We start from the raw sequence: 21901 nt of genomic DNA, 5'->3' as shown, positions 1-21901 counted from the left end.
GTAGCTGTGGTTGGGTTAAACCGCCTGATTATAGGGAGATAAAATACTTAATACCAGTATAGTGTGTCGAAATTATCATTAGTAGATGAGTAATTACTCAATATCTGTATGAAAAGCAGGGGATATATACCATTTCCTGCTATTAACCTTGGCTCTTATACTGCGTGATTCAGACGAAATTCTTTGCTACAGCGCCACAAAACTGATCGCGTCAGGTTTGGCTTTTCCTTGCCAGAACATCTTGCTGATTACTGTCTCAGCCAGTTCTCGGTAGATGTGGGCGTGGTCGGAGTTAGGGCGAGCAACTGTGGTGGGTTTCCCGGCATCCAGATCTTCGCGTACCGAAATGTGCAGTGGAATTTGTGCGAGTAGTGCAAGCCCGAAATCTTGTGCCATCTGGACAGCACCACCCTGACCGAAGATATGCTCTTTCTCGCCACAGTGACTGCAAATGTGATAGCTCATGTTCTCTACAAGCCCAAGCACAGGCACGTTAACCTTTTCAAACATGGCAGCGCCTTTTCGTGCATCTGCCAGCGCCAGATCTTGAGGAGTGGTGACAATTAAAGCACCTGTTACCGGAATCTGCTGTGACAACGTCAGTTGAATGTCTCCCGTACCCGGTGGCATATCAATCACCAAATAATCTAAATCCGGCCATTCCGTTTCATTCAATAACTGGGATAACGCTTTGGATGCCATTGGTCCACGCCAGATTGCCGCGTCAGCATCTTCAATCAGATAGCCAATGGAATTTGTGTAGAGACCATGTGAAGGTATCGGCTGCATCCATTTGTTGTCTCTGACGTCAGGTTTTTGCCCTTGGGTTCCCAACATAATAGGCACGGAAGGGCCATAAATATCCGCATCCAGCATACCCACTTTTGCTCCGGCTTCGCTCAGTGCCAGTGCAAAGTTCACCGCTGTGGTTGATTTGCCCACCCCGCCCTTGGCGGAAGTCACCGCAATGATGTTTTTAACACCTTTAACTTCGGCGACTACTGTTGTCTGTAGAGCTTTGGTTTTGCTTACGATGTCATATTTAAAATCGGGAACAACCCCGTCAGAAATCTGATTTTTAACCCAGGCTGACAGCCCTTCGTGGAGAGATTGGTTGATAAACGGAAGTTCAATCTTGACTACACCGCTTGCCAAAACAGACACAATACCCGGAGTCTGACTCCAGCCAGAAATCAGCATCGGATGCTGATATTGACCCAGCCACTGACAAAGTGCATCTTTTGATTGAAATTGTTCCATATTACCTCCCACTATTTGAGCTCATCCTAACACTTCAATCATTGCTAAAGAACCCTGAAAAAACTAGGTAATACACCCAGTCTGTGACTTGGAGTACGCTGCTGCTTAAGGTACTATTAGCGGCTGTCTCATTAATACCTATCTAAAGCGAATAACAAGTATGGCAACCGATCCAAGAAACCTTTCTACAAGGAAAATTCTGGTAACTTGTGCCCTACCGTATGCAAACGGTTCTATTCACCTTGGTCATATGCTTGAGCATATCCAGGCGGATATCTGGGTTCGTTATCAGCGCCTTCGTGGCAACACTGTTAATTTCATCTGTGCGGACGATGCTCACGGCACGCCAATCATGCTTAAAGCACAACAGATGGGTATTACGCCAGAAGAGATGATCGCTGCTGTAAGTGAAGAGCACCAAAAAGATTTCGCTGGATTCGATATCAGTTTTGATAACTACCATAGCACGCACTCGGAAGAGAACCGCGAGCTGGCTTCTCACATCTACCTGCAGCTCAAGAAAAACGGTTTTATCTCCAGTCGCACGATTTCACAACTTTACGATCCAGAGAAGGAAATGTTCCTTCCAGACCGTTTCGTAAAAGGTACCTGCCCTAAGTGTAAGTCCGACGATCAGTACGGCGACAACTGTGATAACTGTGGTGAAACTTACAGCCCGACAGAGCTGATTGAGCCTAAGTCTGCTGTTTCTGGCGCGACACCAGTAATGAAAGACTCAGAGCACTTCTTCTTCGATCTGCCTCAGTTTGAAAGCATGCTGAAAGAGTGGACTCGTTCAGGCTCACTGCAGTCAGAAACGGCCAACAAGATGCAGGAATGGTTCGAGTCTGGTCTTCAGCAATGGGACATCTCCCGTGATGCGCCATACTTCGGCTTCGAAATCCCGGGCGAGAAAGACAAATTCTTCTACGTTTGGCTGGACGCGCCTGTTGGCTACATGGCTTCATTCAAGAATCTGTGTAACAAACGTGATGATCTAGATTTCGACGAGTACTGGAAAAAAGACAGCGAAGCCGAGCTATACCACTTCATCGGCAAAGATATTGTTTACTTCCACTCTCTGTTCTGGCCAGCAATGCTGGACGGCAGCGGGTTCCGTAAGCCAAACAACGTATTTGTTCACGGCTATGTAACGGTAAACGGCGCGAAGATGTCTAAATCGAAAGGTACTTTCATTAAGGCAGCGACCTACCTGAATCATCTGGATCCTGAGTGCCTGCGTTATTACTACGCTGCGAAACTCAACAGCCGTATTGACGACCTGGATCTTAACCTTGAAGACTTCACTCAGCGTGTAAACGCCGATGTAGTAAACAAGATTGTTAACCTTGCTTCTCGTAACGCAGGTTTCATCACTAAGCGTTTTGAAGGCAAACTGTCTGAAAACTTTGCTGAGCCTGAACTGTACAACGAATTCGTTGCAGCAGCTGACCGCATCGCAGAGCTATACGAATCTCGTGAGTTTGGTCGTGCTATTCGTGAAATTACAGCTCTGGCAGACAAAGCAAACCAGTATGTTGATGAAAAAGCACCTTGGGTAGTCGCGAAGGAAGAAGGGAAAGATCAAGAACTGCAGGACATCTGTTCTGTTGGGATCAACCTATTCCGTGTTCTGATGACTTACCTGAAACCAGTGATGCCAGCTCTGGCGGCTCGTACTGAAGCGTTCCTCAACGAAACACTGACTTGGGAAGGCATTGAAGCGCCACTGACTGGTCACGAAATCACTAAGTTCAAAGCTCTGTTTAACCGTATCGATCCTAAGAAGATTGAAGCTATGGTTGAAGCATCAAAAGAAGATGCAGCAGCAGAAATGGCAGCAAAAGAGAAGGCTGAAGCAGAGAAGAACAAGGCAAGCCAGACAGAGCTTGATAAAGAGCCAATTGCAGACGAAATTGAGTTCGACGCCTTTGCAGCCGTCGACATGCGTATTGCTCGTATCATCTCCTGTGAAGAAGTACCTAAAGCAAACAAGCTGCTTAAATTCCAATTGGACATCGGCGGCGAAACAAGACAGGTCTTTTCTGGCATTAAGTCAGCTTACAAGCCAGAGGAACTAGAAGGTAAACTGACTGTAATGGTAGCGAACCTTAAACCTCGTAAGATGAAATTTGGCATGTCTGAAGGCATGATTCTAGCGGCAGGTCCAGGCGGAAGTGATTTGTGGTTGCTTGAGCCACATGAAGGCGCTCAGCCAGGCATGCGTGTGATGTAATCATCCTTTGCAAATACTAAAAACCGCCAGCTTTGCTGGCGGTTTTTTTATTATTAATTTTTCAATATTGGTGCAACTGCACCAACCTATCGCATAATTACCATAGCCAACCTGGCTAACCTACTGATTCTAAATTACTAAAATACTGGCACTGACTATGCACTCTATTGAATTGAGAGATACATAGGAGGTGTATATGTTCGTGCTCATCAGCTTAACCATTATATTGATCTGCATACTGCTCTTATTTATGCATAGCCAGACGCGCGCCGTGAATGACCAGCGTCACCTTGATAACCTCCACCTGCTCAGGCAGCTCATAGAACTGTGCAGAACGCATCGAACGCTTACACATCAGGTATTGGTAGAGGGCAACCATGCATCACATTCAACGCTAAAAGCTCTGTTCAAACTGAAAGAACAAATTAAAGCCATCTCGGCTCAGGCAAGAAAAATCAGCACCACATCAGATAAAGCTAAGTATCGTGTTCTGCAGATTAACCTGACGCTTTTATGCAAAGAGTGGCGCACGCATTCAATCAACCGCAACCAAATTTCGCACGGAAAGGTGATTCGCCATTGTTTGTATTTGATGGATGAGCAGATAGTAACCTGGATGATCGAAGCATACAGAGAGGATCTGACCGAACAATACCATCAGGACTGGCAGTTAATCTGCGAAGCCATGGAGTGTTTAACTCAATTAAGGATGTGCATTCAGGATACAGAAACAGAGACCGGTAGAAAACGCTACCTTCACTATGGTCACCTGATACTTCGACGGTTAAATCAGATAAGCGTCAATTGCTCGGTTCCCATTTCTTCAGACGTTTTGTTCAGTCTGAATGATGTGCTAAACCGACTTTCAAATGAATCCTATAAGGAAAACCCGATCGATATTGCTGCTTTGTACAAGCTAACGAATGGTATCTCTGCATTTCTGTTTGGTTCTTACGACAAAGTCATCAGTGCCATTTGCGAGGAGCTTTATGAGCCGTTACCTGAAATTTTAGAGTATATGCCAACTGATAAAACCAGAAATTATGAAATAAAAAAACCCGCCAATAGCGGGTTTTAAAATGATTTCTGTGCTGAATCAACTGTCGTCTTCGGTAAAGCTTGTTGGAAGAGAAACTTTCATCTTGTTCCAGATTTGCGCACTTTCCAGACCATAGTGGCGGATAACTAGCGGAAGCTGATCACGAGAGCCCGATTCACATACTTCACCAAGCTGTTTATAGAAGCTCAGAGCCAATGCACGTGCTTCTGGGCTGGAGAAGTAGTAGCTGCCTACTCGATCGTAAAGCTTTTTCAGACCGTTGAAGATCAATCCATAAATTTGGTTACCAGAATGGAAAGCCAAACGCTGGAATAACATGTAGTCATAGAAGTTGAAGGTTTTTGCAACCAGAATTGCCTGGCGCTTCTCTTCATCCTTCTCGTTTTCGTCTTTTACGTTCGCCCGGATTTTTTCTGCATACGGAGACGCTTCAACAAATGTATCCCAGTTATCTGCGGCAAGAAGCTGCTCACAAGAATCAATCACACCTTGAATGGTCTTAAGGGAGTTGTCTTTGTTTGCTTTGAATGCGTAACGCATAAAGATAGGGCTGATATTGGTGCGTGCTGCCAGCAGGTCTTCCACTATGCTGGTCGCGTTATCCGCATCAAGCGTCATTAAGGTATCCAGAATGTGTAAACCCGATGTTTCCATAAACTGGTTAACTTTGGTGGGTTTGCCGTGCTGTATCGTCAGCCAGCCGTCACGTGCAAGGCGCTGAAGCACTTCTCGCAACGTAGTTCGTGTCACACCAATCAGTTCCGATAGCTCGCGCTCTGCAGGAAGGATAGAACCAGGAGGGAAACGCCCCTTCCAAATACTTTCGATAATGTACTTCTCAGCAAAACCTGCTGGGCTTTTTGCCTTTATAACCATGAATTCGGGTTTCCGGTACTTTTATAACGTAAAATTGCACTCATCATACCACTACTTGCTCAATTCAGAAAACTGACATGCACTTTCCTGACTTGATTGTGAGATCTGCCGTTAGAATTTTTTATTCTGAAATAGATTAGACCCCTCATTGTGAGTCAACTCCCATTTTTCAACAATTTTAACAATCAGCTAACGAAATAAATTTGTCATCTCATGCATTTTTACGACTTAATTTTGACCGGAAAATTAGGCTAATTTCGGCAAAAACACCTGCATATTCATAAAAAACAGCAATAATTTGTTGAGTTGTACAGGCAAGATCAAAAGTGTAAGTAAAAGTAAAATTTCGTGGTATTCTATGCCACGCTGACCTCGAATCTCAATAAAAAGGCCTGCCATTATTACGTTTTTAAACATTTTTAGGTTGACTAAATATTAGGTAGGAGTAGAGTTGCGGGCGAAAGTAAAGGAGTGCTTGTCTTTCTCAAGGAGTGACTTGGCAAGGCTACAGAGATTCTCATCGAAGTTGTTTTTCTAAGTCGCTGTTTAAGATGTAATTTTTATGAAATTTAACATTTCATAATCAGGGATCGAGACACACTCTCAGTGTCGAATTTACTATAAAAAGAGTCTTATCATGCCGATGTCACTCGGAAATGCGTTTATTAAGAATTTTCTAGGCAAAGCCCCAGATTGGTACAAACTTGCCATTATTGCCTTTCTTATTATTAACCCGATTGTCTTCTATTTTGTTGACCCGTTCATTGCAGGTTGGATGCTCATCATTGAGTTCATCTTTACTTTGGCAATGGCGCTAAAATGTTACCCACTTCAGCCCGGTGGTTTGTTAGCGATTCAGGCGGTCGCGATCGGGATGACGAGCCCAAATCAGGTTTACCATGAAATCGAAGCCAACCTGCCAGTGCTTCTTCTATTAGTATTTATGGTTGCTGGTATCTACTTCATGAAAGAGCTGCTGCTGTTTATCTTTACTAAGATACTTCTTGGCGTTCGCTCTAAAATGATGCTTTCAGTAGCTTTCTGTTTTGTGGCGGCTTTCTTATCTGCTTTCCTTGATGCACTAACCGTAATTGCCGTTGTAATTTCGGTCGCTGTTGGTTTCTATTCGATTTATCACAAAGTCGCCTCAGGAAAAGGCTCACAAGCAAGCCACGACCATACGAGCGATGACCACTTGTGTGAAGTAACTCGTGATGACCTTGAAAACTACCGTGCATTCCTACGTTCACTGCTGATGCATGCCGGTGTTGGTACTGCACTAGGTGGTGTAATGACCATGGTAGGTGAACCACAAAACCTAATTATTGCGGATCAGGCGAGCTGGAACTTCGGTGAGTTTATGGTTCGTATGCTTCCTGTAACTTTACCTGTGTTTTTCTGTGGTCTGATTACCTGTGCTCTGGTTGAGAAGCTTAAGATTTGTGGCTATGGCACCGACCTGCCAGCAAGCGTGCGCAAAATCCTTGTAGATTTTGATAACGAGCAGCGTAAGCGTCGCAATAAACAAGATGTGGCTAAGCTCATCATTCAAGGTTTAATTGCCGTTTGGTTGATCATCGGTTTGATGTTCCATCTGGCAGAAGTAGGCTTGATTGGTTTGAGCGTTATCATCCTTGCCACCGCGTTCACCGGTGTTATTGAAGAGCATTCTCTGGGTAAAGCGTTTGAAGAAGCCCTACCGTTTACTGCTCTACTTGCTGTTTTCTTCGCAGTTGTTGCTGTAATCATCGATCAGGAGCTGTTTAAGCCAGTTATCGATGCTGTACTTGCGCTGGAAGGTGGTCAGCAAATGATCATGTTCTACATCGCGAATGGCTTGCTATCCATGGTATCGGATAACGTATTCGTAGGTACGGTGTACATCAACGAAGTAAAATCTGCGCTGGTAGATGGTGTGATTACCCGTGACCAGTTCGACTTGCTGGCGGTTGCAATCAACACAGGTACTAACCTACCTTCTGTTGCAACACCAAACGGTCAGGCTGCCTTCCTGTTCCTGCTGACTTCTGCACTGGCACCACTGATTCGTCTGTCATACGGACGCATGGTTATCATGGCATTGCCATACACTGTTGTACTGGCAATCGTAGGTCTGTTTGGTATCGCATTCCTGCTGGAACCAATGACAGCAAGTTTCTACGAGATGGGGTGGATATCGCATCACACAGCGGAAGCGGTAAGTTCATCACACGGTCACTAATTTTTTTATTGAATAGAGAACTTATTCAGGATAAAAAGCTCTGAGTTATCAGAGCTTTTTTTATAAGGATTCTTCACTTGAACGCTTTATATGCCATTAAACAGTTTTCTGAAAGCCGTTTGTCCTGGCTCATCTTACTGATTTCCATCGTTGCGCTTGAAGCAACTGCCTTGTACTTCCAACATGTCATGATGTTGGCGCCTTGTGTAATGTGTATCTATGAACGTGTCGCCATGATGGGTGTGGGTTTTGCAGCCATATTGGGAATGCTGAATCCAAAAAATGCCATCATACGCTGGCTGGGGTTTGCAGGCTGGGGCGCAAGCGCATACAAAGGCTTGATGCTTTCTTTACAGCACGTCGACTATCAATTCAATCCATCCCCTTTCGCGACATGCGATATTTTCGTTACCTTCCCTGAATGGGCACCTCTGCATGAATGGATGCCTTCCGTATTCAATGCATACGGTGACTGTAGCAAAGTGGTCTGGCAGTTCCTGACGCTTTCTATGCCTCAATGGCTGGTGGTGATCTTTGCAGGCATGCTTGTCGCTCTGGGTGTGGTTATCATTTCTCAGTTTGCAAAGAAGCCTGAGTTCTGAAAAACTTTCAGATAGATAGCTTACCGATACGATGAAAACAATAGGCTATCTTTGTCAAGGGTTGCATAGCGAGAGATTGAAATGAGGGAGGTAGCTCAACAAATAGACCTCCCTAAACTAATAAATCAGAACTGTACCTACGTCGTTCGTTTCAGTTGTGAAAACACCATTACGTATTAGTTCTATGGCTTATTTAATGTAACCTGTATTGGAGCCTGCTTATAAGAATTTTGAAGGCAAATACCAAAACCATACTTATATTCATCCGCCCATGACCGTAAGTCTTCGGAATCACTCTCAAATAAGGTAAACCTTGACTTTGAAGTGGCTAAGATATTGTCTTCATTATCTTTTGCAACTACCTGGATGTTATACTCACCTTCAGTCCACTTAAAGTTCTGGTCAAACATACTCATCAATTCATCGATGTCTTCAGAGCTCGCTGTGAATAATTCTGTTTCATCTCTTTGCGGATTACTTCTTACTTGCTCGCTTATGGCATCTCTAACTTTGGATTGAATCTTCCTATATTTTTTTTCTTTAGATCTTTCCCAAGGAAGATAAAACTGAACCGTGTGAGACCATTCTTGACCTACTTCAATGCGCATTGGTGTTAATAAAGTTGACTGAGTATCGTGTGGATTGACGTAATACAAGTCACCGTTAAGTACGAAACTTCCTTCATCAGCTTTTTCAACGATCATTTCAAGCTTTTGAATACTAATGCTTTTACCACCGACATTTCTTAAAATAAGAAACACATTCAAGTTAGGTGTTCCAACCCCATGGAAAACGCTCACTTTTCCATGTTTGTCTATTGTCAGCTTCCCTTTTATAAGCAACATTTTAATTTTTGGAAACAGTGTCAAGGCTAAAGCAATATAAGCAGCCACAGCAGACCAAAACTGCCAATCTAAATAAAACTCTGGAACCGGAACTCCTGTACTCATCTAGTTACCCACTATTAGATTAAACCTCAGATAATAAATCATTTGCATAATCTCTTACAGGCGTAGACCGCCATCTTTAGAAGGAATTTTTACTAATTTGGCTAAGGCTATTTATTTACCACAACACTGCTTAAACTTTTTACCACTTTCACATAGGCACTGGTCGTTTCTGCCAATGTCTTTGTATGGATTTACGTTCTGCGATTTTGAACCAATCATCATTTCATCGGCTGCCATTGCCACTTCGGAAATCATAATGTCCAACTGGGGCAATAAGTCTTCCAATCGCAGGGGTTGTTCAATACCTGCCGCTTTCATCTGCTCGTGGGTTTGTGCTTCATCGATCCCAAGCATAAAAGTGGTTAGCAGAGCCTGAAGCATTCTAAGCGTGCCATCAGACGGGTTTGCTTCATGCCACTGCTCCTCAACCACTGGCCATACGGACATGAATCCTTCAGAAAAGTCTGCGAAGCCCTCTTCATCCATTGTCAGATTTAACGCTTCATACGCTGAGGATTTAAGCGCGGCATATTGCTTATGAATCTGTTCCGTTATTGTAGGTTCAAGTTCCAATGCATTCAGACCAGACAACCAGGTTTTAGGGTCTAAAGGCTGAGTGGCAAAATTCGCAGCCAGCACGGCGCCCTCGTAAAAAAGCGGTGTTTCACCTTCGAAACTCTCTGGTAAGGTCATCAATTGGTACATGTTTAGCGTCTTCATTGTGCATTGGGGGCTGGATTATACCCAAGCCGAGATGCCCGCACCACTTTTGCATCACCAAAAGTTCTCGCGTACAATCGCGCATCCCTCGGGTCTCTGACCTAATGCAAGGTAACCAATATGCGTGTAATACTCGGACCAATGGAAGGCGTGTTAGATCACCTAATGCGTGAAATACTGACCAACATTAACGACTACGATCTGTGTGTCACAGAGTTCGTGCGTGTGGTTGATCAAGTATTGCCAGACCATGTCTTTACACGCATCTGCCCGGAAATACTCACCGGAAGCAAAACCAAAGCTGGCACTCCTGTTCGTACTCAGTTACTCGGTCAGGAGCCAAACTGGATGGCTGAAAATGCTGTTAAGGCAGTTACGCTAGGCTCTGATGGCATTGATCTTAACTTTGGCTGCCCAGCCAAAATGGTCAACAAAAGTAAGGGCGGTGCTGCCTTGCTTCAGCACCCAGAGCTCATCTATCACGTTGTTAAAGCCTGCCGAGATGCAGTAGACCCTTCTGTTCCCGTAACAGCAAAAATCCGCCTAGGCTGGGAAGATCCGAATGACTGCTTTGAGATTGCGGATGCAATTGAACAAGCAGGTGCAAACGAACTCACTGTTCATGCTCGCACCAAAGCTGGTGGATACAAGGCAGAAGAAATTAAGTGGGAATACCTGACCAAGCTGAAGCAAAAAGTGGGGATTCCGATGATCGCCAATGGCGAAATTTGGAACTATGAGGATGGTCAACGCTGCATCGACATGACTGGTATTGATTCGCTCATGGTCTGCCGCGGTGCGTTCAACGTGCCTAACTTAGGTAATGTAGTTAAACATAACCATTCTGCGATGCCATGGCATGAAGTGGTCGATTTGCTCTTGAAGTATTCTGAATACGAAATCAAAGGCGACAAAGGCTTGTACTACCCCAACCGCGTTAAACAGTGGTTCTCTTACCTAAGGCAAGAGTACCCAGAAGCCGCAGCGTTATTCAGAGACATTCGCACCTTTAACAAAGCAGCTCCAATCGTCGAGCATATCTCTCGTTACAGAGACAGTCTGCTGGAAGCGGTATAACTCCCCGCTTCCTTAAAACGTGACCTGATTCTTGCCAGATTCTTTAGCATGGTAGAGTTTCTTGTCGGCTGACTTCACCAGCTCTTTTAACCCTTTGTGGTCATGATGATCTTCCACACACACGCCACCCGATAACGTAAACCCTTCTGCCAGTATTTTGGTAGATTCTCTCGCGACTTGATTGTGTATCCGATGCGCAATTTCGACAATCAACTGTGGGCTGTTGGCACGTATGTACACCACAAACTCTTCCCCTCCAAAGCGTGAAACCACATCCATTTCACGTAAAACACTCCGCATTTGGTCAGCCACAAAGCAAATCACCTGATCGCCCATCTCGTGACCATAGGTGTCGTTGATCTTCTTGAAATTATCGATGTCAAACACTGCGATCCCTTCAAACTGGAATCGACACGGCTTCTTAAATTCAATCTCTAGTCCGCGTCGATTGAGCAGACCCGTCATTGGATCTCTCTCCGCGAGGTTTTGGAAGTATCGCCTTTCAAAATTGAGGTTAAGGTAAAACAAGCTGATAACTGTGAGTATGTATATGATCGCAATAATAAAGACGGCGTTACGTTCTTCATTAAGCAATGAGATCAATTCATCCATCAAGTCAGACTGATAAAAAAGAACGTGCTCAAATGCCACCCCCTGAATGGATAGTGGGTAAACGTATTTGCGGTTTTGGTAATCAGCGAGATTTTCGTGTTGTACCAACATCAAACGCTGGCTGGCAGACGTATTGGATGTCAGCAGCAGATTGGTATTTATTTCAAGAGAGACGACACCTTTAAAATCCTCTCCATGGCTAACAGGTAAAGACAAGGTCAGCACTCTGTCCAGATCGTTCGGGCTTTCTATTGGTCCGGTCACCGTAATGGAATCCGAGTTTTGGCTTGTCAGATACCAGAACGGAAGAGATTTAAAGTGCTCTATTGACGAACGTTCAATATTGTTTGCAAGATTATCTGGAGATGAGATAACCAACCCCTCTTCCGCCACATAGTGAACGCCAAGTATGTGCTCATCCAGATCATGCAGAAAAGACAACATAGGCGCGAGGTCCATCATTTCGACTGCATGAAGGTTCAGCGCAGAACCTCGGACGCACATGCTGTCGTCGCCGGAAATCATATAGCTGATGTCTACAGCAGGTATGTTCAGGTTTTTGTCTTCAGCAAGAATTAGAGCTTCGATCGGCCAAATCCGACACACTCCGTTTTGCACCTGAGAATTATGCTGAAAATGCGGAAAGTTCTCGTTCTGATAATGAGTAGAAAGTGTGTAATCAAGAGAGGTCAGTATCTTAACGGAACGGTGGATGGCGTGTTCAACACGCTGATATTCGTGAGCTACCCGTTTTTCGGTTCGCTCGAAGTAATTCATTGCTACCATCAGCAACATGCCAATGGCAAATATGGCAGGGACAAGAAATACGTATCTTAAACTCATGTGTTGGGAAGACATCATATGACCCCCAAACACAACAACAGCGCCTTAAAACACATTCAGAGAGACACTCCATCTCAAAACGAAAGCGCAATATTAACAGTATCTTAATCAAAGAAAAAACCCTCTTTATGATAAAGAGGGTTTATAAAGTGTGTTGCTTTGCCGAGCTGATTTTTATAAAAGTTCTAGTTCAAGAGCAAACTATCATCCGCCAGCTCTTCACCTCGAACTTTAGAGAACATTTCAAGCAAATCTGGCACCGACATATTTGCCCTTTCTTCACCAGCGACATCCAGCACAACTTCTCCCTGGTGCAGCATCACAGTCCGGTCTCCGCAAGCAAGTGCGTCTTTCATGGAGTGAGTCACCATCATGACGGTTAAGTTGAACTCTTTCACGATGCGCTTGGTTAAGTCGATGATAAACGCAGCCATTCTAGGGTCGAGTGCCGCAGTGTGTTCATCAAGAAGCAAAAGCTTACTGTCCGACAGCGTCGCCATCACAAGGCTTACCGCCTGGCGCTGTCCACCTGAAAGCAAACCAATGTTGTCCCCTAACCTGTCTTCTAAACCAAGACCCAGAATGCTGATTCGCTCCTGAAACAGCTTTCTTCGCTTGGAAGATAGCGAAAGCTTCCAGCCACGGCGCTTGCCACGCATGTACGCCAGCGCCATGTTTTCTTCAATGGTCAAATCGCCACAGGTTCCGGCGAGTGGATCCTGAAATACACGAGCACATTGGTTTGCACGTTGATCAACCGTTTGTCTTGTTACGTCTACGTTATCGATAACAACACTGCCACCCGCCATTGGGGTTTCGCCCGTTACCGCTCCAAGTAGCGTGGATTTACCCGCCCCGTTTGAACCAATCACAGTGAGAAATTCATGTTCTGGAACTGTCAGAGAGACACCGCGAAGCGCACGGTTTTCTAGAATAGTGCCTGCATTGAAAGTAACTTGAATATTGTCGAGCTGGATCATGCTACCTCCTTAGATTCAGACTTCGCAGGCTTACCGCCCTTTTTTGCGTTTAGGTTTCCTTTTAGTTTTGGTGCGATCAGTGCGAGTGCAACCAATACCGCTGTCACTAAGTTCAGATCAGACGCCTGCAAACCAAACATTCCTGTACTCAGTGCAAACGCGACCGCTAATCGATAGAGAACCGAACCCACGATAACAGCCACTACAGCAACCCAAATCTTTCTACCCGGAATCAGGGTTTGCCCCAGAATAACTGCTGCAAGCCCTACCACGATAGTACCGACACCAGAGGTCACATCCGCGAAGCTGTTCGTCTGGGCAAACAAAGCACCAGAAAAACCGACAAATCCGTTAGACAGAGCTAAACCAAAGTAGGTATAGAAAGCAGTACTCGCTCCCTGAGATGCGACCATGCGAGCATTCACACCTGTAGCGCGAAGCCCAAGTCCAAAATCGCTGTTAAGAAGTCGAACGACAAAGATGGCAGAAAGCACAACAAGTACGCCGACCACAATTGGTCTTACGTACATCGAATCGCCCAACGCTTCAAACGGCGTTAAGATGGTATCTTCGCCGATCAGAGCCATATTAGGACGACCCATAATTCGAATATTGATTGAGAATGCGGCGATCATGGTTAAGATCGAAGCCAATAGATGCAAGATCCCACACTTTACAGCTAAAAAAGCCGTAACCCAGCCAGTTATTGCGCCTGCAATGATTGCCATTCCTGTAGCAATCCAAGGGTCGATACCTGCCACAATCGCTGTTGCAGCCACTGCAGCTCCCATAGGGAAACTCCCGTCAACGCTCAAGTCGGGGAAATCCAGTACCCTAAAGGTTAAGTAAACACCCAGTGCGACCAATCCATAAATGAGCCCAATTTCGAGGGCTCCAAAAAATGCAAAAGCAGACATAACGACTCCCTTTCTGCTTGATATAAAAAACCCGAATAGCAGGCGCTATTCGGGCTAATAGTTATTATTTTACGCTTGTTGCACGATCCAGAATGGATTGAGGAATGGTGATACCAATTTTTTCAGCCGCTGATTTGTTCACAACTAGGTCAGAACCTTTTGCAACTTTTACATCCAGGCTACCAGGATCAGCACCTTCTAGAATTGCTGCAACGTAATCTGCTGTCTGAACACCCACCTGATAGTAATCAAAACCAAGGCTCGCCACCGCGCCTTTTTCAACATAAGACGTAGCACCACCTAAAACTGGAGTTTTCGCCTGATTCGCTGCCACAATCATACCTTCGATGGCACTTGCGACTGTGTTATCAGTTGGTGCGTAAATAACGTCAGATTTTGCTGAAATAGCCTGAGTCGCCGACTGAACATCAGCACTTTTCAGCGCTGTCGCTTCAACAACTTTGAACCCTTTAGATTCAGCTGCTTCTTTTAGCAGTTCAACCAAAGTTACAGCATTCGCTTCACCTGGGTTGTATACCACGCCGATAGATTTAGCATTGGGAAGAATTTCTTTAATAAGGTCAACATGCTGTGCAACCGGAGACAGATCAGATAAACCCGTTACGTTTTTGCCCGGCTTTTCGTGCTGGCTAACCAATTTTGCCCCTACCGGATCCGTTACCGCTGTAAACACAACAGGAATTGAACGTGTAGAAGATACCAGAGCCTGTGCAGTAGGCGTTGCGATACCTACGAGCACGTCAGGGTTTTCACCTACGAACTGACGCGCAATTTGTACAGCGATAGCAGGGTTACCTTGAGCGGTGCGGTATTCAAAATCTAAGTTTTTGCCTTCTTCATACCCTTTCTCTTTCAGACCGTCGAGCAGACCTTGGCGGGTAGCATCCAATGCTGGGTGCTCAACGATTTGAGACACTGCCACTTTTGCAGTTTTTGCGATAACACCTGTGGAGGAAAGTAACGCTGTTCCTGCAATGCACGCAGCAACAATGATTTGACTTGCTTTCATCTTGACTCCTTGATTCAGCAGTAAAGTAGTTGTGATGTTGTGACCACCCACTCCGGGTGGAAAGCTGTTTGACTCCAGTAAGCTAAGTGGCTGAAATTCTCTAAAAACTAGAAGAAAAACTTTTCAGTCGCTCGCGCTTAAGTTTAGGAAATTTGAAATAAACAGCTACTATTTTTTATTTATTTGTTTTGTACGCGCTTATTTACGCATATGTACACATTTTTACCAGCAAGACCGGACAAATGGAAGCAAGTATTAACAACGAAGTAACAAAATGTAGATCTAAGGTTATTTAGCACACAAAACCACCGCTTTTTGTTCTAACAACTTTATCTTCTCGTTAATCCCGAGCAAGTCGGATGATGATTTTATGCACAAATCTAGCTTTGGTAATTTCTCGTTAAGGGTTGACTTTCATATAAAAGCAAATATTTGGAGAGATAATGAATGGCACAATGAATTTACTAGGCAGTAAAAAAGGAGGCAAATGCCTCCTTTCATGTATCTCTGTGGTTTTCGCAGTTAGAACCAACGTTCCAGTGCAGATTTGTCGAGCTGCCTAAAAGCGCGATTTAATGTAACCGCCAGCTCTTTGTATCTCGGTTTGCTTTTGATGGGCTCTAACGCACCACCAGCTTCTATGATCTTTTGATGGATTTCTCGATACCAAGAGGCAAGAGCAGGAGGAAGTTGAGTGTTAGAGCGATTTCCCAACCACCACATTCCCTGAAGCGGAAGGCTTATGGCAAACAGCGCCATTACGATTGCCTGTGGCATAGCCTGCTGGTTCTGAAACACCATTTGCATCAGCACGCTGATCGCAGCTACAGCTGGCATCACTTTAATACCAAACTTCGTCGCTTTGATGATGCGTTGCTCTGGAAAAAGAGGGGTCAGCTCTTTTCTCATAGGCCAAATATCCATGTATTTTTGACCATCTTTCAAACTATGGATAAGCCCGACTTTATTATTCATACCGACCTCTCACTAAAATAAAATGACAACCTTTAAAAAAAAGCTGCAAAAAAATTGATTCTAGTTAAAATGCACTCAAATTTTTTTGTTATCTTGGGTCATTATCGCTATCCTTAGCAAACCCTCAATCTCATTGTTGCTGTTATTTACAATTTAGGCAACCGTGAGTGTTATTTTGCAAGGATGCGTATTTCGTATTGATACTGAATCAATACGCTCAACGATACGGAATTTCAAGTATTTTTTGACCAAGCGTAATTGGCTTTTAACGAAAGGCGATTACGCTTGCGATTGATTTTCATCCTTAACTGATTCTTTTATCAGACGAATAACAGGTAGTCACTCATGTCTAAGCTAGTTTTAGTTTTAAACTGCGGTAGTTCTTCACTTAAGTTCGCCATTGTTGATGCAGCAAATGGCGACGAGCACCTAACCGGTCTTGCAGAATGTCTTCATCTTCCAGAAGCACGTATCAAGTGGAAACTTGATGGCAAGCACGAAGCACAACTAGGTGATGGAGCTGCACACGATGAAGCACTTTCTTTCATCGTTGAAACTATTCTTGCTTCTAAGCCTGAGCTTGCTGAGCAACTGAAAGCTATCGGTCACCGTGTTGTACACGGCGGCGAGAAGTTCACTCAGTCTGCATTGATTGACGAAGCTGTACTTAAAGGTATCGAAGACTGTGCAACTCTGGCACCGCTTCACAACCCTGCTGCAATCATCGGTATTAAAGCGGCTCAGAAAGCTTTCCCAAGCCTGCCAATGTCTGCAGTTTTCGACACAGCTTTCCACCAGACTATGCCTGAAGAAGCGTACCTGTACGCGCTTCCTTACAACCTGTACAAAGAGCACGGTGTTCGTCGCTACGGCATGCACGGTACTTCTCACCTGTTTATCGCTCGTGAAGCGGCAGAGCGTCTTGGCAAACCAGCAAATGAACTGAACATCATTAACTGCCACCTAGGCAACGGTGCTTCTGTTTGTGCAATCAAGAACGGTCAATCTGTAGACACATCTATGGGTCTGACTCCTCTTGAAGGTCTGGTTATGGGCACACGCTGTGGTGATATCGACCCTGCGATCATCTTCCACCTACACGACGCGCTTGGTTACTCTGTTGAACAAATCAACACTATGCTAACCAAAGAATCTGGTCTGCAAGGTCTGACTGAAGTGACATCTGACTGTCGTTTCGTTGAAGACAACTACGGCGAGAAAGAAGAAGCAACTCGTGCAATGGACGTGTTCTGCCACCGTTTGGCTAAATACGTTGCAGGTTACACAGCAACACTAGAAGGCCGTCTGGACGCTATCGTATTCACTGGTGGTATCGGTGAAAACTCTGGTCCAATCCGTGAGATGGTTCTTAACCGTCTGGGTGTATTCGGTATCGAAGTTGATGGCGAAGCGAACCTGAAAGCGCGTTTCGGTGGTGAAGGTACTATCACTACTGCTGACAGCCGCATCCCAGCGATGGTTATCTCTACAAACGAAGAGCTTGTAATCGCTGAAGACACTGCTCGTCTGGCAGGTCTATAATAAACTGACTTTACTGGGTGACGCATATTGCATGCGTTAACCCAGTTCTTATTTTCAGCTCTGCCAAAACAGAGCATTTACCTGATAGTGATAGGAACTCCCCTATGTCCCGTACTATTATGCTTATCCCAACTAGCGCCGGTGTTGGTCTTACCAGTGTTAGCATGGGCGTTCTTCGCGCAATGGAGCGCAAGGGCGTTAAAGTTTCTTTCTACAAACCTATTGCCCAGCCTCGTAGCGGCGGTGATCAACCCGATCTAACGTCTACCATCGTATCTTTCAACAGCGACATGAAAATTGGCCGACCAACGCCAATGACAGAAGCTGAAGCACTGATCGGTGCTGAAAAGATGGACGAGCTGCTGGAAACCGTGGTCGAGCGTTACAATCAAATCAATAAAGATTCTGACGTGACCCTGATTGAAGGTTTGGTTCCTACTCGCAAACATCCATTTGCTAACCAGGTAAACGCAGAAATCGCGAAAACGCTGGGTGCAGAGATTGTATTTGTTGCGACTCCTGGTACAGACAACCCTACTCAGCTTAAAGAGCGTATTGAAGTTGCCTGTTCTAACTTCGGTGGCACCAAAAACAAGAGCATTTCCGGCGTAATCATCAACAAGCTAAATGCACCTGTTGATGATGCTGGCCGTACCCGCCCTGACCTTTCTGAAATCTTCGATGATGCAGACAGCGCTCAGCAGGCGAACCTTGAAGTAATGCAAATCTTCAACTCTAGCCCAATCCGTGTTCTGGGTTGCGTGCCTTGGAGCATCGACCTGATTGCAACTCGTGCTATTGACATGGCGAAACACCTGAAAGCGGAAATCGTGAATGAAGGTGACATCGCAACTCGTCGTATCAAGAGCATCACGTTCTGTGCGCGTTCTCTGCCACACATGATTGAGCACTTCCGTCCGGGTTCTCTGCTGGTGACTTCCGCAGACCGTCCTGACGTTATTGTTGCCGCAGCACTGGCAGCTATGAATGGTGTTGAAATCGGTGCAATCCTGCTAACAGGCGGTTACGACATTCCTGACGAGATCGTAGACTTGTGTAAGCCAGCATTCGATACTGGTCTTCCTATCTTCAAAGCGCAAGGTAACACATGGCAGACGTCTCTGAACCTTCAAAGCTTTAGCCTTGAAGTACCAGCAGACGACCGTGAGCGTATCGAATTTGTTAACGATCACGTTGCAAGCCACATCGACGGTCCTTGGATCGACACGCTAACTGAAGGCTCTGCAGCCGTACGTCGTCTGAGCCCACCAGCATTCCGTTACCAGTTAACTGAGTTTGCTCGTCGTGCAGCGAAACGCATCGTACTTCCTGAAGGTGATGAGCCACGTACGGTTAAAGCGGCGTCTATCTGTGCTGAGCGCGGTATTGCAGAATGTATCCTTCTTGGTAACCCAGAAGAGATCAAGCGTGTTGCTGAGCAGCAAGGTGTCACTCTTGGTACTGGCGTTGAAATTATCGACCCAGAAGCCGTTCGTGAGAAATACGTAGAGCGTCTGGTTGAGCTTCGTAAGAACAAAGGCATGACTGAAGTTGTGGCTCGCGAGCAACTCGAAGACACCGTAGTACTGGGTACTATGATGCTTGAGCGCGCAGAAGTTGATGGACTGGTTTCAGGTGCTGTTCACACAACAGCAAACACGATTCGTCCACCACTACAGTTGATCAAGACGGCGCCAAACGCGTCTCTGGTTTCATCTGTATTCTTCATGCTTCTGCCAGATCAGGTTCTGGTATACGGTGACTGTGCGATCAACCCAGATCCAAACGCAGAGCAACTGGCTGAAATCGCAATTCAGTCTGCCGATTCTGCAGCCGCATTTGGTATCGACCCTCGCGTTGCAATGATCTCTTACTCTACTGGTACATCCGGTCAGGGTGCTGACGTTGAGAAAGTACGTGAAGCAACTAAGATTGCTCAGGAAAAACGTCCTGATCTCGTTATCGACGGTCCGCTTCAGTACGATGCAGCTATCATGGAGAATGTTGCAGCCTCTAAAGCGCCAAACTCTCCAGTTGCAGGTAAAGCGACAGTATTCGTATTCCCTGACCTAAACACAGGTAACACGACATACAAAGCCGTTCAGCGTTCTGCTGACCTTGTTTCAATCGGTCCTATGCTTCAGGGCATGCGCAAGCCAGTTAATGACCTGTCTCGTGGCGCACTGGTTGACGACATTGTTTACACAGTGGCACTTACCGCCATTCAGGCGAAGCAAGCAGAAGACGCTGACGCGTAATTTTGTTCGCAAAAATATAAAAAACCCGCCAAATGGCGGGTTTTGTTTTTTGTATTACTGTTTGGTCCAGATTCGGGTATTCAGGTCCAAATCCTCTACCACTCCGATAAAGAAATCCAGGTCTCGAAATATCTCTTCGACCATATCAAATGCCACTGCTGACTTATTCAGCTTCGGCTCAAAAAAGTCTTTTCTGTTTGGTATCGCAATGTAGATATTGCCGCCAACAAAAGACAGGCTAATCCCGACATTGCCAGCACTTTTTCGAAATTCCACCAGTCTCCGCATCAATGCAGGACTAAGCAAATAACGGGCTTCAACCTGATCGTCACTGTACACTTCAAAGTATTGTTCGAAGTCCACGTCTTCAAGCGCAACTCTGTCTCCAATGCCACCAAACTTATCCGTCAGGGCTTTACCAATTGACGAAAAGAACCCCTGACTGTCGGCAAGAACGTATGTCTTGCTATTAAAGTGTTTATTAGCATCCGCAATAAAGAAAATGCCTTTAAAAATGGTATGCCAATTGGTCGTGGTTCGACCTTTAGAGTCACGCGATGTGGTTTTGTACTCCGTATGAAGCTCAGAGAACTCAATTGCCGTTTTGCCTATTTTGCCCGTGATATGGTCTTCGCCGCTGTATCTGTCATAGCTCCTGCGGTAAAGCCCACTGGTTTTGTACTTTGTAGAATCCACATAACCATTAGGTCGACAAGTCAGTGAAGGATCTATGAACTCAAGTAATGCGGTAACAACTTCATTTTTGTAGGCTTTTCGATAAACACTCCACTTGGCATTAAAGAAAGCCCCCAAAATCAGCCCCCCAATGACAATAGGAAACATTGCCACTTCAATTTCCTGATTGGTTGCTAACACCCAGAAAATCGATGCGGCAATCAAAATAGCCCCTAGAACAAGGCATATGTTCTTTCGTTTCACCGCTTCCAGGCGCGTTTGCTCCAGCGGCTCTAATTTTGGCTTTAACTCATTTTCGAACAGAGTCTGCAGTTCAGTTGCGTTCATTTGTTTCCCTATCAATTACCAAACAGGCTACCAACATTTGGATTGGCTTTTTCCGCTTCAGGGATCTCAAACAACGTTCGTGTTGTCAGCCCCATAAAGTTGGCAAAGATATTTGAAGGGAACATTTCAACGGCATTATTCAGATTGGTTACAGCCGCATTGAAGGAACGACGAGCGGCAGAAATCTGCTCTTCTACTTCGTTTAGTGTGCGTTGAAGGTGAGAAAAGTTTTCGCTGGCTTTCAGCTCTGGGTAAGCTTCCACCGTCACATTGAACTGAGATAAAGCCTGATTCATTCGCTTATCCAGCTCTACTTTATCTTCACTGCTTAGATTACCGCTCATGGCTTTTGAACGGATGTCGGTCAGTTCTGTCAGTACTGAGGACTCATGCTTAGTGTATGCCTTAACAGACTCGACTAGGTTTGGAATCAGGTCAAAACGCTTTTTCAGCATCACATCAATGCTGGATTCGGCATTCTCAACCTGATTCTTTTTTGCGATCAGCCCGTTGTAGGTCATGATGCAGAACAAGAGAAATACGACAACTAGCCCAATAATTACCCAATCCACTGGCAACTCCTTGAATTAAAATAAAGAAACCAGAAGACGCTAACAAATCTCAGGAAATAATGAAATCATTGCATATGGATCTTGCGATTTACGTTTAACGAATTCCATATCAAATACAACTATTGATAATTCAGGCAATTTCTTGCT

General features: G+C 45.1%; 18 protein-coding genes. 7 read left to right on the top strand and 11 right to left on the bottom strand.

Translation table 11 applies throughout. The features are described 5' to 3' along the window. Positions 1-186: 186 nt before the first annotated feature. On the bottom strand, positions 187-1260 hold the full coding sequence (apbC, locus tag QMG91_RS05490; RefSeq protein WP_281829426.1) for an iron-sulfur cluster carrier protein ApbC: 1074 nt from the start codon (positions 1258-1260) through the stop codon (positions 187-189). Positions 1261-1420: 160 nt separating this feature from the next. On the opposite strand from apbC, the gene metG reads away from it, so the two are divergent. Then, positions 1421-3496 (top strand): methionine--tRNA ligase, encoded by a 2076-nt coding sequence (metG, locus tag QMG91_RS05485; protein ID WP_281829424.1) that lies wholly within the window; start codon positions 1421-1423, stop codon positions 3494-3496. A gap of 196 nt (positions 3497-3692) precedes the next feature. Beyond that, positions 3693-4574, top strand: a complete 882-nt coding sequence (locus QMG91_RS05480) for a hypothetical protein (RefSeq protein ID WP_281829422.1) — start codon at positions 3693-3695, stop codon at positions 4572-4574. A gap of 18 nt (positions 4575-4592) precedes the next feature. Here QMG91_RS05480 and fadR read toward each other — a convergent pair whose 3' ends face one another. Then, the gene (fadR, locus tag QMG91_RS05475; protein ID WP_004406152.1) at positions 4593-5432 is read right to left on the bottom strand and encodes a fatty acid metabolism transcriptional regulator FadR; all 840 of its coding nucleotides are present in this window, start codon (positions 5430-5432) and stop codon (positions 4593-4595) included. 637 nt (positions 5433-6069) lie between these two features. On the opposite strand from fadR, the gene nhaB reads away from it, so the two are divergent. Then, complete coding sequence (gene nhaB, locus QMG91_RS05470; RefSeq protein WP_004406154.1) at positions 6070-7653, top strand: Na(+)/H(+) antiporter NhaB; 1584 nt, start codon at positions 6070-6072, stop codon at positions 7651-7653. A 77-nt stretch (positions 7654-7730) separates the two neighbouring features. Beyond that, on the top strand, positions 7731-8255 hold the full coding sequence (dsbB, locus tag QMG91_RS05465) for a disulfide bond formation protein DsbB (protein WP_281829419.1): 525 nt from the start codon (positions 7731-7733) through the stop codon (positions 8253-8255). Positions 8256-8437: 182 nt separating this feature from the next. Here dsbB and QMG91_RS05460 read toward each other — a convergent pair whose 3' ends face one another. Beyond that, positions 8438-9205: a hypothetical protein gene (locus QMG91_RS05460; protein WP_281829417.1), complete on the bottom strand. Its 768-nt coding sequence runs from the start codon at positions 9203-9205 to the stop codon at positions 8438-8440. Between the two features lie 111 nt (positions 9206-9316). Then, positions 9317-9910 carry a YecA family protein gene (locus QMG91_RS05455; RefSeq protein ID WP_281829415.1) on the bottom strand — a complete coding sequence of 198 codons (594 nt, stop codon included), beginning with the start codon at positions 9908-9910 and terminating at the stop codon, positions 9317-9319. 135 nt (positions 9911-10045) lie between these two features. Between QMG91_RS05455 and dusC the strand changes: the two genes are divergently transcribed. Then, complete coding sequence (gene dusC, locus QMG91_RS05450) at positions 10046-11002, top strand: tRNA dihydrouridine(16) synthase DusC (RefSeq protein ID WP_281829413.1); 957 nt, start codon at positions 10046-10048, stop codon at positions 11000-11002. 12 nt (positions 11003-11014) lie between these two features. On the opposite strand, the gene QMG91_RS05445 is transcribed toward dusC, so the two are convergent. The 5 genes from QMG91_RS05445 to yfbV all read right to left on the bottom strand — a co-directional run bounded on the left by QMG91_RS05445 (position 11015) and on the right by yfbV (position 16359). Beyond that, positions 11015-12475 (bottom strand): sensor domain-containing diguanylate cyclase, encoded by a 1461-nt coding sequence (locus tag QMG91_RS05445; protein ID WP_200766893.1) that lies wholly within the window; start codon positions 12473-12475, stop codon positions 11015-11017. Positions 12476-12642: 167 nt separating this feature from the next. Beyond that, a complete protein-coding gene (locus QMG91_RS05440; protein ID WP_004406162.1) occupies positions 12643-13437 on the bottom strand; it encodes an ABC transporter ATP-binding protein in 795 nt (264 codons plus the stop codon). Then, positions 13434-14354: an ABC transporter permease gene (locus QMG91_RS05435; protein ID WP_004406166.1), complete on the bottom strand. Its 921-nt coding sequence runs from the start codon at positions 14352-14354 to the stop codon at positions 13434-13436. The genes QMG91_RS05440 and QMG91_RS05435 overlap by 4 nt, the downstream gene beginning before the upstream one ends. A 64-nt stretch (positions 14355-14418) precedes the next feature. Next, complete coding sequence (locus tag QMG91_RS05430) at positions 14419-15384, bottom strand: ABC transporter substrate-binding protein (protein WP_004406168.1); 966 nt, start codon at positions 15382-15384, stop codon at positions 14419-14421. Between the two features lie 522 nt (positions 15385-15906). Then, entirely contained in the window at positions 15907-16359 is a 453-nt protein-coding gene (gene yfbV, locus QMG91_RS05425; RefSeq protein WP_004406170.1) for a terminus macrodomain insulation protein YfbV, read from the bottom strand. 345 nt (positions 16360-16704) lie between these two features. Here yfbV and QMG91_RS05420 point away from each other — a divergent pair, with 345 nt between their 5' ends. Next, entirely contained in the window at positions 16705-17901 is a 1197-nt protein-coding gene (locus tag QMG91_RS05420) for an acetate kinase (protein ID WP_004406172.1), read from the top strand. Positions 17902-18005: 104 nt separating this feature from the next. Further along, positions 18006-20159: a phosphate acetyltransferase gene (gene pta, locus QMG91_RS05415; protein ID WP_022551218.1), complete on the top strand. Its 2154-nt coding sequence runs from the start codon at positions 18006-18008 to the stop codon at positions 20157-20159. Positions 20160-20213: 54 nt separating this feature from the next. Here pta and QMG91_RS05410 read toward each other — a convergent pair whose 3' ends face one another. Both QMG91_RS05410 and QMG91_RS05405 read right to left on the bottom strand, forming a co-directional pair. After that, the gene (locus QMG91_RS05410) at positions 20214-21182 is read right to left on the bottom strand and encodes a DUF3137 domain-containing protein (RefSeq protein ID WP_022613121.1); all 969 of its coding nucleotides are present in this window, start codon (positions 21180-21182) and stop codon (positions 20214-20216) included. An 11-nt stretch (positions 21183-21193) separates the two neighbouring features. Further along, positions 21194-21754: a LemA family protein gene (locus tag QMG91_RS05405; RefSeq protein WP_022551220.1), complete on the bottom strand. Its 561-nt coding sequence runs from the start codon at positions 21752-21754 to the stop codon at positions 21194-21196. Between the last annotated feature and the right edge of the window lie 147 nt (positions 21755-21901).

The sequence above is a fragment of the Vibrio nigripulchritudo genome, from assembly GCF_027924785.1.
Classification (GTDB): Bacteria; Pseudomonadota; Gammaproteobacteria; order Enterobacterales; family Vibrionaceae; genus Vibrio; species Vibrio nigripulchritudo.
The sequence above is the reverse complement of the archived record's forward strand: the minus strand, read 5'-3'. Positions and strand labels throughout refer to the sequence as shown.

What these genes read in the sequence shown, in the direction of transcription:
- QMG91_RS05435 (WP_004406166.1), bottom strand. Translation starts at nt 14,354, where the DNA reads ATGTCTGCTTTTGCATTTTTTGGAGCCCTCGAAATTGGGCTCATTTAT.
- QMG91_RS05480 (WP_281829422.1), top strand. Translation starts at nt 3,693, where the DNA reads ATGTTCGTGCTCATCAGCTTAACCATTATATTGATCTGCATACTGCTC.
- QMG91_RS05410 (WP_022613121.1), bottom strand. Translation starts at nt 21,182, where the DNA reads ATGAACGCAACTGAACTGCAGACTCTGTTCGAAAATGAGTTAAAGCCA.
- QMG91_RS05455 (WP_281829415.1), bottom strand. Translation starts at nt 9,910, where the DNA reads ATGTACCAATTGATGACCTTACCAGAGAGTTTCGAAGGTGAAACACCG.
- QMG91_RS05460 (WP_281829417.1), bottom strand. Translation starts at nt 9,205, where the DNA reads ATGAGTACAGGAGTTCCGGTTCCAGAGTTTTATTTAGATTGGCAGTTT.
- dusC (WP_281829413.1), top strand. Translation starts at nt 10,046, where the DNA reads ATGCGTGTAATACTCGGACCAATGGAAGGCGTGTTAGATCACCTAATG.
- QMG91_RS05445 (WP_200766893.1), bottom strand. Translation starts at nt 12,475, where the DNA reads ATGATGTCTTCCCAACACATGAGTTTAAGATACGTATTTCTTGTCCCT.
- yfbV (WP_004406170.1), bottom strand. Translation starts at nt 16,359, where the DNA reads ATGAATAATAAAGTCGGGCTTATCCATAGTTTGAAAGATGGTCAAAAA.
- nhaB (WP_004406154.1), top strand. Translation starts at nt 6,070, where the DNA reads ATGCCGATGTCACTCGGAAATGCGTTTATTAAGAATTTTCTAGGCAAA.
- QMG91_RS05440 (WP_004406162.1), bottom strand. Translation starts at nt 13,437, where the DNA reads ATGATCCAGCTCGACAATATTCAAGTTACTTTCAATGCAGGCACTATT.
- metG (WP_281829424.1), top strand. Translation starts at nt 1,421, where the DNA reads ATGGCAACCGATCCAAGAAACCTTTCTACAAGGAAAATTCTGGTAACT.
- pta (WP_022551218.1), top strand. Translation starts at nt 18,006, where the DNA reads ATGTCCCGTACTATTATGCTTATCCCAACTAGCGCCGGTGTTGGTCTT.
- QMG91_RS05420 (WP_004406172.1), top strand. Translation starts at nt 16,705, where the DNA reads ATGTCTAAGCTAGTTTTAGTTTTAAACTGCGGTAGTTCTTCACTTAAG.
- QMG91_RS05430 (WP_004406168.1), bottom strand. Translation starts at nt 15,384, where the DNA reads ATGAAAGCAAGTCAAATCATTGTTGCTGCGTGCATTGCAGGAACAGCG.
- apbC (WP_281829426.1), bottom strand. Translation starts at nt 1,260, where the DNA reads ATGGAACAATTTCAATCAAAAGATGCACTTTGTCAGTGGCTGGGTCAA.
- fadR (WP_004406152.1), bottom strand. Translation starts at nt 5,432, where the DNA reads ATGGTTATAAAGGCAAAAAGCCCAGCAGGTTTTGCTGAGAAGTACATT.